The sequence below is a fragment of the Pseudorhizobium xiangyangii genome, from assembly GCF_020531965.1.
Taxonomy (GTDB): Bacteria; Pseudomonadota; Alphaproteobacteria; order Rhizobiales; family Rhizobiaceae; genus Neorhizobium; species Neorhizobium xiangyangii.
Genome location: NZ_JAJAWH010000002.1, coordinates 184,338 through 197,007, shown reverse-complemented (window position 1 = coordinate 197,007; position 12,670 = coordinate 184,338). Strand labels below are relative to the sequence as shown.

The window sequence follows — 12,670 nt, the reverse complement described above, 5'->3', positions numbered from 1 at the left end:
GTCTCGTCATCCGTGATGACTGTCGTATCTATGCGACAGCAGAAAGGGAGGCAGGCAATGGGCATACTCATCGACGGAAAATGGCAGGACGCATGGTACGACACCAAGTCGACCAAGGGTCATTTCAAGCGGTCTGAATCACAATTTCGCAACTGGATCACGGCGGACGGATCGGCGGGCCCCAGCGGCAATGGTGGCTTCAAGGCCGAGGCAGGCCGATATCACCTTTACGTCTCTTATGCCTGCCCCTGGGCTCACCGCACGCTGATCTTCCGCAAACTGAAGAAGCTGGGGGATCTCATCGGCGTGTCGGTGGTCGATTACGTGATGCTGGAGAACGGCTGGGAATTCAAACGCGGCGAAGGCTCAACCGGCGACCACCTGTTCGGTTCCGACTTTCTCTACCAGGTCTATCTCAAGGCTGATCCTGACTATTCCGGCCGCGTCACCGTGCCTATTCTATGGGACAAGCAGCAGAACACGATCGTCTCGAACGAAAGCGCGGAAATCATCCGCATGTTCAACAGCGCGTTCGACGGCATTACCGGTTCGACCGACGACTTCTATCCGCAAGACCTGCGCGGCGAGATCGACGCGCTCAATGCGGAGATCTACGACACGGTCAACAACGGCGTCTACAAGGCCGGTTTTGCGACGACGCAGGAAGCCTACGAGGCCCCGGTCACCCGCCTGTTCGAAACGCTCGACATGCTGGAGGACAGGCTGGCCAGTAGCCGCTATCTTTTCGGCGATCGCACGACCGAGGCCGATTGGCGCCTGTTCACCACGCTGGTTCGCTTCGATCCGGTCTATGTCGGTCACTTCAAGTGCAATCTCCGCCGGATCGCCGACTATCCCAATATCGACGGCTACCTGCGCGACCTCTACCAGGTGCCGGGCGTGGCGGAGACTGTCCATTTCGACCATATCAAGCGGCACTATTACTGCAGCCACAAGACCATCAATCCGACAGGCGTCGTGCCGGTCGGACCGGTCATGGACCTCGATCGTCCGCATGGACGGGAAGTCTTGGCGCGCTAGGCCGCAAGCCTACCAAAGGTCGGAGGGCGGCGTTTCGCCCTTCAGTTCCCTCACCCGGTTGAGGGTCGCGGTCGTGGTATCGGCCGGAAGCGCATCGAGAGCGAAAAAACCGCTCTCGGCAATCTCGCGGTCCGGCCTTCGCGGCGCCGTCTGCTCCACCTCGACCCTGTAGAACAGCACATGGTCCCGCTTGCTGACACGCCGGTTGTAGTAGACGTGGAAGAGCGAAGGCTTTGCGGTCATCACGAGGTTCCCCTCCTCGCGCAATTCCTTTTCCAGCGCCTGCAGTGCCGTCTCGTGTCGCTCCACTCCGCCGCCGGGCATATACCAGCCTGGCACATAGGTATGGCGCACCAGAAAGATGCGCCCCTCACGGTCGAAGCAGGCTGCCCGCACGCCAAGCGTCATGCCACGCTTCAGGATGAAAACGCGGTGAAACAGCCAGACCAACAGCTGGTTGCGAAGGCCGCTTATCTCGGGAAGACCGCCATCAGACATCTGTGACCTCACCGCAAGCAGAAAAGAGATTACGAATTAACGCCTCATGCGTTATGCCTGCGCCATGTTCAAATTCGCGCATATTTCCGACATCCATCTCGGGCCGCTTCCCAATCTTACGCTCCGGGAACTGTTCTCAAAGCGTATCACCGGTTTTGTGAACTGGCATAGAAACCGGCGCAAGCACCTTTTCGTCAACACGCTCGATCTCCTGCTGAGCGACCTCAAGACCCGTGATCCGGACCATCTCGTGATCACCGGCGACCTCGTCAATCTGGCAACCGGGATCGAGATCAGGCTTGCAGGCGAGTGGCTGCAAAGCATCGGCGAACCGCAGGATACGACGGTCGTGCCCGGCAACCACGACGCCTATGTGCGCGGCGCGCACGATCGCTCCGTCAAGGAGTGGTATCCCTATGTCATCGGCGACGAAGGCACCCGGAGCTGGGACGACGAGACGAAAGTGTTTCCGACGATACGCCGCCGCGGTCCCGTCGCGATCATTGGATGCTCCACATCGGTCGCCACGCCGCCCTTCTCGGCATCGGGCTATTTCAGCCCGCGCCAGGCTCGTGAAACGGTGAACCTTTTGAAGAAGGCGGGCGAGGAAGGCCTCTTCCGGGTGGTCCTCATCCATCATCCACCGATCCATGGCGCCACCTCCTCGCACAAGCGCATGATCGGTATCCGGCGTTTTGCCGCGGCCATTTCGACGGGCGGTGCGGAACTGGTCCTGCACGGCCACACACACCTCAACACGATCTACTGGCTGAAAAGCCATCATGGCCAGGTTCCTGTCGTCGGCATTGCCTCGGCGTCACAAGGACCGGGCGGCCGCAAGCCGCGCGCCGGCTACAACCTCTTCACCCTCTCGGGCTCCCCCGGTGCGTGGAACCTGGTCTGCGACCGCTACAGCCTGACCGAGACCGCCGACGCGGTAGCGCTGGACCACAGCCATCTCTTCTACGGCGAAGCGATCCCGCCCGTTTCCATTCCCGAAGCGGCGAGGATGATTTAGGACTATCCACTGCTTATTGCGCTTGAAAGTTGTCGAATCGCCACATTCGATTCATAACTTACGGTTACCTCGCCTTTGATGTTAACCGAAAGCCATTCGACCTGATGACTCAATCAGTTGCACCGCTCGACCTGAGGCGCGATCTCGTCGCCCTCCTGCCGCGTCTGCGGCGCTTTGCACTGACGCTTGCGCCCAGCATGGAAGCGGCTGATGGACTGGTCCGCGAGGCATGCCTGAAGGCCATATCCAAGGGACGCCCCGAGGGGGAGAACGAGCGATTTCTCTTCCGGCTTGTCCGGGACCAGTCTCTCGAAACCATGCGCGACAAGCCTGAAGCCGACGCAGCCGATCTGAAGATAAAGGCACCGGCAAAAGGCCGTCCGACCGTGCATCAGGCAATCGTTCTTGATATGCCGCAGGCCTTGGCCAGCGTGTTCCTGCTTGTCGAGGTCGAGGGGCTTTCCCATGCCGAAACGGCCGACATTCTCGACATATCCACCGGCAAGGTAGCCTCGTATCTCTGCGACGCCCGCCTGCATTTCGCCGATCCCGACACCCACCAGGCAGAACGGAGAGCATGAGCATGGCAGCCTCCGGCGGTGAAGCCCTCCACGTTCGGCTGAGCGCGCTGCTCGATGGTCAGGCGGCAGCAGAGGAACGACAGGATCTTGAAGCGAGGCTACAGGAAGACCCGCATGCACAGAGGGTTCACGAGCATCTCGCGCGCGGCAGCAGCCGCGGGCGCGAGGTGTTCAACGATCTGCTGAAGGAGCCTGTCCCCCTCGATCTCGTCCGCGAGATCAAGACGGCGCCGCAGCCGCGCAAGGCCGTACGGCTGCCTTCGGAGCGGCGTTTTCCGTTCCCCTTGAAGCCGACGGCCCGACAGGCTGGAACCGCCTGCCTGCTGCTGTTCGTTCTGGGCGGCGGCCTTGGATACATGCTGGGGCAGCCATCGGCCGCAACGGCCCATCCGCCCGTGGCAGATACGAGAGGCGACTGGCTGAACGACATCGTCGCCCATTACCGCGTCTTCTCGCGACCGACCGACCGACTGGCTGAACTGCCGGCCACGGATTCCGCCGCAATTGTCGAATGGCTGCTCGCCAATACAGGCGTGAATTTCCGAATTCCGGATTTGTCCGGGAACGGCCTGACCTTCCAGGGGGCAAGGCTTTTCGTCGCCGGCGGCACACCGGTCGGCCATCTGGTCTACACCTCGGCCGAGGGCGAGGTCATAGGCCTCCTGTTCCGCAAGAACCACCCGGATGACGATGGCTTCTCGGAACTGATCCGGGACAGCATCGCGCTTATGTCCTGGAAGAGCCCAACCACGACCTATATCGTCGTTGGCCCCTCCTCCGCCGCATCGCTGGACGAGATCGCAGCGAAGGCAGCCGGCCTGATCTGACGCAGCCGGCCTGACCTGTCATCGACAACGAAAAAGCCGCGCCGGAGGTCCGACGCGGCTTTTCATTCATCTGCTGTGCGTAAGGTTTAGCGGCCCTTCTCTTCCAGCACGCGGTTGGCTGCCGAGACGATCGCCTCGAGCGAGGCTGCGACGATGTTCTTGTTCACGCCCGCGCCGAACAGCTTGCCGCCCGGATGTTCCATTTCGACATAGGCGATTGCCGATGCGTTGGAGCCGTGCTGCAGCGAGTGCTCAGAATAATCGTTCACCGACAGTTCGACGCCGAGATAGGTCGACAGCGCATTGATGAAACCGTCGATCGGGCCGGTTCCCTTGCCCTCGATCCGCTTCGTTTCGCCCTTGTCGGTAATCTCGGCCGCAACGATCCGCACGCCCTTGTGGTCGGTACCGGCCGGATAGGTGTGATGATCGACGAACTTCAGCCGCGCATCGGACTGCTCGACATAGCGCTCCATGAACCGCTCGTAGATGCGCCTGGCCGGCAGTTCCTTGCCCTCTTCGTCGGTGATCCGCTGGATATCCTCGCGGAACTCCACCTGCAGGTTGCGCGGCAGGTTCAGGCCGTAATCCTCCTGCAGGATGTACGCGATGCCACCTTTGCCGGACTGCGAGTTGATGCGAATGATCGCCTCATAGGAGCGGCCGACATCGCGCGGATCGATCGGCAGGTAAGGTACTTCCCAATGCGGATCGTTGGCGACCTTGATCGCCTTCATCCCCTTGTTGATGGCATCCTGGTGCGAGCCCGAAAACGCGGTATAGACCAGTTCGCCGACGTAAGGATGACGTTCCGGAATGACCATCTCGTTGGAATACTCATAGACGGCCTTGATGCGCTCGATATCGGTGCAGTCCAGCTCGGGATCAACCCCTTGCGTGTACATGTTCAACGCCAGCGTCACGACATCGACGTTGCCGGTCCGCTCGCCATTGCCGAACAGCGTCCCCTCGACGCGGTCGGCGCCGGCCATCAGGCCCAATTCCGTCGCGGCGATACCGGTGCCGCGGTCGTTGTGAGGATGCAGCGAGATGATGATGTTCTCGCGGTTGTCGATGTTGCGGCACATCCATTCGATCTGGTCGGCATAGATGTTGGGCGTCGCCATTTCCACCGTCGATGGCAGGTTGAGGATCAGCTTGTTCTCGGCCGTCGGCTTCACTTCGGCGATCACCGCGTTGCAGATCTCCAGCGCCACCTCCAGCTCGGTGCCGGTGAAGCTCTCGGGAGAATACTCAAAGCGGTAGCCGCCCCCGGCTTTCGCCGCCATATCGGTGATCATCTTGGCGGCATCGACGGCGATCTGCTTGATGCCCGCGACATCCTTGCCGAACACCACGCGGCGCTGCAGTTCCGAAGTGGAGTTGTAGAAGTGGATGATCGGCTTGTGCGCGCCCTCCAGTGCCTCGAACGTCCGGGTGATCAGCTCCGGCCGGCACTGCACCAGGACCTGCAGCGAAACGTCTTCAGGCACTCCGCCCTCTTCGACGCACCAGCGGGCGAAATCGAAGTCGGTCTGCGATGCGGAGGGAAAACCGATCTCGATTTCCTTGAAGCCCATGTCGAGCAACAGCTTGAACATGCGGGCCTTGCGGTCATGGCCCATCGGGTTGACCAGCGACTGGTTGCCGTCGCGCAGGTCGACCGAACACCAGATCGGCGCCTTGTCGATCACCTTGGAAGGCCAGGTGCGATCAGGAATGTCGATCTGCGGGTAGGACCGGTATTTCCCCGCCGCGTCAGGCATGCCGTTTTTCGGGGTAAAGTTCTTGGCGTCCATCGTCTTCGTCTCTTCTCGCTCACGCACTGACGGTCATATGCCGTTGCTGGTGCGGACCCTAGGGGTCTTCTCTGGTTCCGTATTGAATGATTGTGAGAGGAGCTCTTACGCCGGCAGGCTTTTCGGCCGCCGGGCGCTCCTCAACGGACCCGGCAACCGCGCGTAAGGGCGAGGCTAAGAAGCGAGAAAAGCGCAAGAACCAGCGTCCCGGCCGCGGTGCGGCTGGTCGACATCCGGTCAGACATGATTGCGCCTGTCATGGTCATGTCACGAGGTATAACCTCAACCTCGGCCATGATGCAAGCCTTAGCTGCTTCGCTTCATCACTCGCTGCAGCCCCATCATCAAGCCACCCGCGACGAGCCCCCAGAAGGCACCGGAAATGCCGGCGAACGAAACGCCGGAGGCCGTGATGAGAAACGTGACGGCAGCCGCCTCGCGCGTCTCCGGCTCCTTGAAGGCCGCGACCGCCGAGCCGGAAAACGCCCCTATCAGCGCCAACCCGGCTACCGCCTGGATAAGGATCGGCGGCGCCAGCGACACGAAGGCGGTGACGGCCCCGGCCATCAGCCCGAAGACGACATAGCCAACCCCTCCGATAATCGCCGCCCAATAGCGCTTCCTCGGGTCGGGATGCGCATCCTCTCCGGCGCACATCGCCGCCGTGATGGCAGCCAGGTTCACCGCATGTCCGCCGAACGGCGCCGAGAAAAGCGAGAAGAGGCCAGTCACGGCAAACAACGGACCGGGTTTTGGCTCGTAGTGATTGACCTTCAGCACCGCGATGCCTGGAATGTTCTGCGATGCCATGGTGACGATGAAAAGCGGCAGGGCGATCGAGACCAGCGCCGGAAGCGTGAAGAGCGGCGCGACAATCTCCACCGGCGGCGCAAGCGAGGCGGCCCAGTTCTGCATTGCGCCGTCAGGCAGCTCGACGCCGAAGATCATCACCGCGACGAACGCGGCAAGTGCCGCCGGCACCGCATAGAGACGTTTCACCATCAGCACCGCCGCCCAGGCGACGAGGATCGGCAGTCCGAGCATGGGATCGAAGGCGATCGCCTTGAAGGGCGCAAAGCACAGGCCGAGGATGACGCCGGAAAGCATGGCATTGGCAAGCGGCGCCGGAATGGCGGCCACGGCGCGGCCGAGCGGCCGAAACAACCCGGCGATGACGATCAGCACGGCGCAAACGAGGAACGCGCCGACCGCGGCCGCAAATCCCCCTTCCACCGTGCCGGCCGTCGCCAGCAGCGCCGCCCCCGGCGTCGACCAGGCGATCGAGACCGGCAGCTTCGTCCAGGCGCTCAGCGCGATCGCGCACAGCCCCATCGAAACCGACAGCGCCATCAGGCCGGACGCGGCCTGGAAATCGGTGGCTCCCACACCCTTCAGTCCCTGCAGCACGACGGCGAAAGAACTTGCAAACCCGACGAAGGCGGTGAGTACGCCCATGAAGAAACTCTGGGCCGAAAGATCTTTGAGCATCAGGGTCTCTGAAAAGAACGATTGCGTATTCGCTATCGATGCCCGGAGAGGGTGTACTTTGGCAAGTCACAGCCGGCATGAATCCGTACTTCGGAATACGGTATTGTGTAGCAATGACACCAGGGGCAACTCAGCGCCCCATCGCAGACAACGCACGGCTTTGCGGATGAGCGCGCCAACTTTAGCTCGTGGTCGACCTGCGATTGAAGTATAAAAGGGATGCCAGCAGGTTGGTCAGCAGGACCGGAGCCGGTGGCTTGGATCGATGCTCGCCAAAATGCGCGTTCACGAAGTGAACGCCTTCGTTCAGAGGTATCCATTATGGACGTCGTTGTAAGAACTTACTCAGGTAAGGGCTCGAAAGAGCTGTTTTCATTGCTGGAGGAGCGCAAGGCAGAGGTTGAGAAGCTTTTGCGCTCAACAAAGGGATTTGTGAGCTACACACTGGCTCGCAGTAGTGAAAGTGACGGAGGAATGTCGATGACCGTATGCCAGGACAAGGCAGGCATCGATGAGAGTGTAAGCATGGCCAAGAACTGGATTGCAAAAAACGCAGCACACATTGGCGTAGATGCGCCAAAGGTATCTTTGGGAAAGATAATCATCCACGCCACGAATAACTGAACGCTATACTTCCGCCCGGTCGGTCGAGCGAACCAACCGGCCGGGCGCTTTGCCGCCGATCCCGTGGCGATTAGCCTATTGTCCGACACCACTAAGCGCGCTTGGTGGTGTCTGCTACAATACCGGGAAAAAATGCGTGACCGGCTCGGCTCCTCCCCCCAAAAAAGATCTTCAGCCGAGACTGGCCTTCGCCAGCTTGTAGAACGCGCCGTTCTGGTTGGAGACCAGAGCCTCGTGCGACCCCTTCTCGATGATCCTGCCTCCGTCCACCACGAAGATCCGGTTCGCCTTGGTGATCGTCGAAAGCCGATGCGCGATGACCAGCGTCGTGCGGCCCTTCGCAAGCTCCGAAAGCGAGGCCTGGATCGCCCGTTCCGTTTCCGTATCCAGCGCGGACGTCGCCTCGTCGAGGATCAGGATCGGCGGGTTTTTCAGGAAAATCCGTGCGATCGCCAGGCGCTGCTTCTGCCCACCGGAGAGTTTCACGCCACGTTCGCCAACGACTGTGTCGTAGCCCTCCGGCAATTCGGCGATCATCTCGTCAAGCCGCGCCCGCTCCGCGGCGCGTCGCACGTCCTCGTCGGATGCATCAAGGCGACCATAGAGGATGTTCTCGCGGATCGTGCCGGCAAACAGGAACACGTCCTGCTGCACGATGCCGATATTGGCGCGCAGCGACTTCAGCGTCAGGTCTCGAACGTCGATACCATCGATGGTGATCGCACCTTCCGTCACGTCGTAAAAACGCGGCAACAGCGAACAGATCGTCGTCTTGCCGGCGCCGGATGGCCCGACGAATGCGACGGTCTCCCCTGCTGCCACCTCGAAATCCAGACCGTCGAGTACCTTGCGGCCATTCCGGTAGCCGAAACCGACCCCCGTGTAACCGATGCGGCCCTCGGCGCGCGGAAGCTCCACCGCACCGGGGCGGTCCGCGATGTCGGGACACGTCGCCAGGAACTGCTGGTAGCGCTGGAAACCGGCGATGCCCTTCGGATAGCTCTCGATCACCGCATTGATCTTGTCGATCGGCCGGAAGAACACGTTCACCAGCAGCAGGAAGCCGACGAACCCGCCCGCCGACAGTTCGCCCTTGGTGACGAACCAGGCGCCGGCCAGCATCACGATAACCTGCACGAAGCGCATGGAGAGGTAGCTGAGCGAGGTCGCCGCCGCCATGACCTTGTAGGCCTGCAGCTTCGTGGTGCGGTAATTGTTGTTGTCCTGTTCGAACAGGCGGCGCTCATGGTCCTCGTTGGTGAAGGCCTGAACGACCCGGATGCCCCCGACATTTGCCTCGATACGCGTGTTGAAGTCGGCAACCCGCCCATAGAGCGCATGCCAGGTTCCGGTCATCCGCTGGCCGTAGAACGTCGTCACGAAGGCGGTCAGCGGAACGACGACAGCTGTGACCATCGCCAGCGGCACATGCACCCACATCATCAGCACAAAGGCACCGATCAGTGTCATCAGCGCCAGGAACAGGTCTTCGGGGCCGTGATGCGCCAACTCGCCGATCTCTTCGAGATCCTTGGTCAGCCGAGCCACGAGATTGCCGGTTTTCTGGTTGTCGAAGAAGCCGAAGGACAGTTTCTGCAGATGATCGAAGGCCTTGCGGCGCATCTCCGTCTCGATGTTGATCCCCAGCATGTGGCCCCAATAGGTCACCACCACCTGCAAACCCGCATTGAGCAGATAGATCAGCAGAAGACAGACTGCCGCGAGCGCGATCAGGTCCAGCCGTTGCGTGGGCAACAGCCTGTCGATGAACAGCGTCACCGCCATGGGAAAGGCGAGTTCCAGCATTCCTGCCGCCACCGCGCTCGAGAAGTCCAGGAGGAACAGCCGGCGGTGCGGTCGGTAATAGGCTGCAAAGCGGCGAACGAGGTCTTTCATGCGGTGTATTTCCATGGCGGCGGCATCTAGGTTGAGGACCCGCTCTTACGACTCAACAGCCAGAGAAGATAGGGGCCACTGATAAGGGCGGCGAACAACCCGAGCGGGATCTGGTAAGGATAGATTACGAGGCGTGAGAGCCAGTCCGCCCCCATCAGGACGCCGGCGCCCAGCAGGATCGCGGCGAGAAGCTGGTGTCCCGGCTTCTGGAAGCCCATCATCCGGGCAAGATGCGGCGCGACAAGGCCGGTAAGGCTCAAAGGTCCGACGATGAACGAGCCGGCCGCCGTCAACAGCGCTGCAAGCACTGCCAGCATGAGCCTTGCCCTGGCGACCTGAAGTCCAAGTCCCCTGGCAACGGCCGTGCCGAGCGGCAGTATCGTCAGCCAGCGTCCGCAAAACGCAAGCGGCGCCACCAGCACAACAAGCGCGCCTAGCGCGATGCCGGCATGCAGTGGCCCCGCATTGTTGGTCGAACCGGAAAGCCAGAGGAGCAGAATGTAGCTGCGCATGTCGCCCTGGGCGAGCACCAGCGTCATGATGGACATCGCCAGAGCGCCTGCCGCGACGCCCGCGAGCAACACCCGTTCGGATGAGAAGCCCGACCGCGCCGTCAGCGCCATCATCAGGAGGAAGGTGACGACCGCGCCGATCGCCATGGCTCCGAGCATCACGGGCGGCGTAGGAAAACCCACCAGAAACAGGACGACAGTCAGCCCTGCGCCCCCGCCGGCACTGACGCCCAGAACTTCCGGGCTCGCGAGCGGATTGCCGGTGATCCGCTGCATGATGAGGCCCGCCACCGCCAGCATGGCGCCAGCGCCGCCGGCCGCGACAATGCGAGGCAGCCGGAAAGGTAGAAGGTCGGCAAAGCTCGCGCCGAGACTGAAAGTCAGGCCATCGTCGGAAGCACCCACCGCCAGCGCGCCGAGAAACACTGCAGTCACGCCGGCGAACAAAACGGCAAGTCCAACAACCGGTCGCGACAGTCTGCGGATCGCGCTTACGCTTGCGACCTGCAGGTTCAGCGTGCTGCGCAGGCGCGGCAGGAGAAGAAGAAGCAGCGGCCCGCCGAAAAGCGCCGTCGCAGCACCCGCCGGCGCCAGATCGGAAAAGCCCGGTCCCAACAGTTGCATCAGGCTATCTGCGGCAAACAGCAGGCCGGCGCCAATGATCGCCGCACCCGTGGTTATCTCGGTGGTCGTCCGCGCTCCGCAATAGCGGGCGATCGCAGGCGCGGCGAGCCCGAGAAAACCGATCACCCCGACAATCGCGGTGACGGAGGCGGCGAGCCACACGGCGAGCGCCAGGACCGCGAAGCGGGTGGCATGGATGGAGACACCGAGGCTGCGGGCTGCGGCATCGTCCAGCGACAGCACCCGCAGCGGACGCATCAGAAGCGCGGTCGCAATGGCACCGACGATGAGACGCGGGACGAGCGACAGCACGCCGCTCCAGTCCTGCTGGCTGAGCGACCCCGAGCCCCAGATGAAGATCGACATCACATATTCGCCGCGGGCAAGGATGATCGCGATGCTGAGAGCCGATGCGATCATCGTCACGATCATGCCGGACAGTGCGACGGTCACCGGATCGAGTTGTCGTCGCCAGCTGAGAGCAAGCACCACGGCAAGCGACAGCACCCCGCCTCCGAACGCGATAATCTCGCGCGGCAGGAGAAGCAGCGCCGGCGCCATGCCGAGCGCAACCGTCAGCGCCAGTTGCGCCCCGGCAGCAATGCCGAGCGTGGAGGCGTCGGCGATCGGATTGCGCAGCACATGCTGGAGCAGCGCACCGGACAGGCCAAGAGCGGCACCGGCGAGGAGGGCAAGCGCTGCGCGCGGCATCAGGCTGTGCCAGAGGAGGATGGAGTGAAGCGTCTCCGCCTGTCCCGGCTCGCCGGGCACCGCCGGCATCAGCCACACGAGAAGCAGGAGCAACAACAGCAGAAGGCAGGCGATGCCCAGCCCGGCCACTGCCATCCCGCGCCCTTGGCGGGGCTGCGGTCGCGCGATGTCAGCCATTCCATGCACGGGCCAGCCCCTCCGTCAGAAGATTGGCGAAACGTCCGGCTGCCGGAAGTGCGCCATAGGGATTGACCGCTCCGAGCGTCAGCACCCGCCCGTCCCTTACCGGTGGCAGCGCATTCCAGAAGGCACTGCGCCCAAGTGCATCAAGCGCATCAGCCGGATGCGGCGGAATGAGAATTATCCAGGCGTCCGGCATGGTGGCGAGCGTCTCGATGCCCATCGGAGCCATGGCGGTATAGGCTGTTGCACCCGTCCAGGCATTAGTGAGGCCGAGACGCGCCAGCACCTCGCCGAACATGCTGTCGCTGCCGAAGACGCGGTAGTGCCGCGCATCGCCCAGGTTGATCGGCAGCACCGGCCGCCCGTCGCCGCCCGCAAGTATCCGCGTTTGGCTGCCGAGCTGGCTTTCCAGCCTCTCGATCATTTTCACACCCGACGGAAGGTCGAGCCGTTCACCGATCGCACGGGTCGCCTGAATGGAATGCGCGAACGGGCTTTCGCCGGGAAGATAGATCGAATGGGTTTCCACCGGTGCTATCCGGCTCAACCGCGCCTCGTTGGCCAGGTAGAAATTGGAATTGAAGATCAGGTCAGGCCGCGCGTGGTAGAGCGCTTCGAAGTTCGGGATTCCCCGCAGCCCGAGATCGGTGACCCCTGCCGGCACGGTCGGTTCGACGGCCACGTCGATGAACTGCCGCAATTCGGCACCTGCGACCACGTTGGCGTTCATGGCGAGCAGCGTTTCAAGCAACGCCCAGTCGAGCGTCGCCACCGTCGGCCCTGCGGCGGCGCGCGCCGCGCACGGCAACGCCAGCATTGCGCCCAGGCTCGCCAGAAGCTGCCTTCGAGTCAGGCTGTGCACGACCCC

Annotated in this window: 11 protein-coding genes; 5 read left to right on the top strand and 6 right to left on the bottom strand. The window is 62.3% G+C overall.

The window, feature by feature from the left end; genetic code table 11:
* Window positions 1-57 precede the first annotated feature (57 nt).
* Entirely contained in the window at window positions 58-1,041 is a 984-nt protein-coding gene (locus LH464_RS02315) for a glutathione S-transferase family protein (protein WP_226784746.1), read from the top strand.
* 9 nt (window positions 1,042-1,050) lie between these two features.
* Here the strand turns inward: LH464_RS02315 and LH464_RS02310 are convergent, their stop codons facing one another.
* On the bottom strand, window positions 1,051-1,539 hold the full coding sequence (locus LH464_RS02310; RefSeq protein WP_226784745.1) for an NUDIX domain-containing protein: 489 nt from the start codon (window positions 1,537-1,539) through the stop codon (window positions 1,051-1,053).
* A 64-nt stretch (window positions 1,540-1,603) separates the two neighbouring features.
* On the opposite strand from LH464_RS02310, the gene LH464_RS02305 reads away from it, so the two are divergent.
* The 3 genes from LH464_RS02305 to LH464_RS02295 all read left to right on the top strand — a co-directional run bounded on the left by LH464_RS02305 (window position 1,604) and on the right by LH464_RS02295 (window position 3,965).
* Window positions 1,604-2,557, top strand: a complete 954-nt coding sequence (locus LH464_RS02305; protein ID WP_226784838.1) for a metallophosphoesterase family protein — start codon at window positions 1,604-1,606, stop codon at window positions 2,555-2,557.
* A gap of 104 nt (window positions 2,558-2,661) precedes the next feature.
* The gene (locus LH464_RS02300) at window positions 2,662-3,138 is read left to right on the top strand and encodes an RNA polymerase sigma factor (protein WP_226784744.1); all 477 of its coding nucleotides are present in this window, start codon (window positions 2,662-2,664) and stop codon (window positions 3,136-3,138) included.
* A complete protein-coding gene (locus tag LH464_RS02295; RefSeq protein ID WP_226784743.1) occupies window positions 3,135-3,965 on the top strand; it encodes an anti-sigma factor family protein in 831 nt (276 codons plus the stop codon). The genes LH464_RS02300 and LH464_RS02295 overlap by 4 nt, the downstream gene beginning before the upstream one ends.
* Before the next feature lie 86 nt (window positions 3,966-4,051).
* On the opposite strand, the gene leuA is transcribed toward LH464_RS02295, so the two are convergent.
* Window positions 4,052-5,764, bottom strand: coding sequence for a 2-isopropylmalate synthase (gene leuA / locus LH464_RS02290; RefSeq protein WP_226784742.1), 1,713 nt, complete (start codon window positions 5,762-5,764; stop codon window positions 4,052-4,054).
* 306 nt (window positions 5,765-6,070) lie between these two features.
* Entirely contained in the window at window positions 6,071-7,252 is a 1,182-nt protein-coding gene (locus LH464_RS02285) for a benzoate/H(+) symporter BenE family transporter (RefSeq protein WP_226784741.1), read from the bottom strand.
* Window positions 7,253-7,573: 321 nt separating this feature from the next.
* Between LH464_RS02285 and LH464_RS02280 the strand changes: the two genes are divergently transcribed.
* Window positions 7,574-7,876: a hypothetical protein gene (locus LH464_RS02280; protein ID WP_226784740.1), complete on the top strand. Its 303-nt coding sequence runs from the start codon at window positions 7,574-7,576 to the stop codon at window positions 7,874-7,876.
* A gap of 171 nt (window positions 7,877-8,047) precedes the next feature.
* Here the strand turns inward: LH464_RS02280 and LH464_RS02275 are convergent, their stop codons facing one another.
* From LH464_RS02275 to LH464_RS02265, 3 genes are read right to left on the bottom strand one after another with little or no spacing between them, the layout of a single operon-like run.
* The gene (locus tag LH464_RS02275; protein ID WP_226784739.1) at window positions 8,048-9,772 is read right to left on the bottom strand and encodes an ABC transporter ATP-binding protein; all 1,725 of its coding nucleotides are present in this window, start codon (window positions 9,770-9,772) and stop codon (window positions 8,048-8,050) included.
* 26 nt (window positions 9,773-9,798) lie between these two features.
* The gene (gene fhuB, locus LH464_RS02270) at window positions 9,799-11,796 is read right to left on the bottom strand and encodes a Fe(3+)-hydroxamate ABC transporter permease FhuB (protein ID WP_226784738.1); all 1,998 of its coding nucleotides are present in this window, start codon (window positions 11,794-11,796) and stop codon (window positions 9,799-9,801) included.
* Window positions 11,789-12,664, bottom strand: coding sequence for an ABC transporter substrate-binding protein (locus LH464_RS02265; RefSeq protein ID WP_226784737.1), 876 nt, complete (start codon window positions 12,662-12,664; stop codon window positions 11,789-11,791). The genes fhuB and LH464_RS02265 overlap by 8 nt, the downstream gene beginning before the upstream one ends.
* Window positions 12,665-12,670 lie beyond the last annotated feature (6 nt).

Excerpts from the sequence above, each read along its gene's own strand:
- LH464_RS02310 (WP_226784745.1), bottom strand. The coding sequence starts at position 1,539 with ATGTCTGATGGCGGTCTTCCCGAGATAAGCGGCCTTCGCAACCAGCTG.
- fhuB (WP_226784738.1), bottom strand. The coding sequence starts at position 11,796 with ATGGCTGACATCGCGCGACCGCAGCCCCGCCAAGGGCGCGGGATGGCA.
- LH464_RS02285 (WP_226784741.1), bottom strand. The coding sequence starts at position 7,252 with ATGCTCAAAGATCTTTCGGCCCAGAGTTTCTTCATGGGCGTACTCACC.
- LH464_RS02275 (WP_226784739.1), bottom strand. The coding sequence starts at position 9,772 with ATGAAAGACCTCGTTCGCCGCTTTGCAGCCTATTACCGACCGCACCGC.
- LH464_RS02280 (WP_226784740.1), top strand. The coding sequence starts at position 7,574 with ATGGACGTCGTTGTAAGAACTTACTCAGGTAAGGGCTCGAAAGAGCTG.
- LH464_RS02300 (WP_226784744.1), top strand. The coding sequence starts at position 2,662 with ATGACTCAATCAGTTGCACCGCTCGACCTGAGGCGCGATCTCGTCGCC.
- LH464_RS02315 (WP_226784746.1), top strand. The coding sequence starts at position 58 with ATGGGCATACTCATCGACGGAAAATGGCAGGACGCATGGTACGACACC.
- leuA (WP_226784742.1), bottom strand. The coding sequence starts at position 5,764 with ATGGACGCCAAGAACTTTACCCCGAAAAACGGCATGCCTGACGCGGCG.
- LH464_RS02305 (WP_226784838.1), top strand. The coding sequence starts at position 1,604 with ATGTTCAAATTCGCGCATATTTCCGACATCCATCTCGGGCCGCTTCCC.
- LH464_RS02295 (WP_226784743.1), top strand. The coding sequence starts at position 3,135 with ATGAGCATGGCAGCCTCCGGCGGTGAAGCCCTCCACGTTCGGCTGAGC.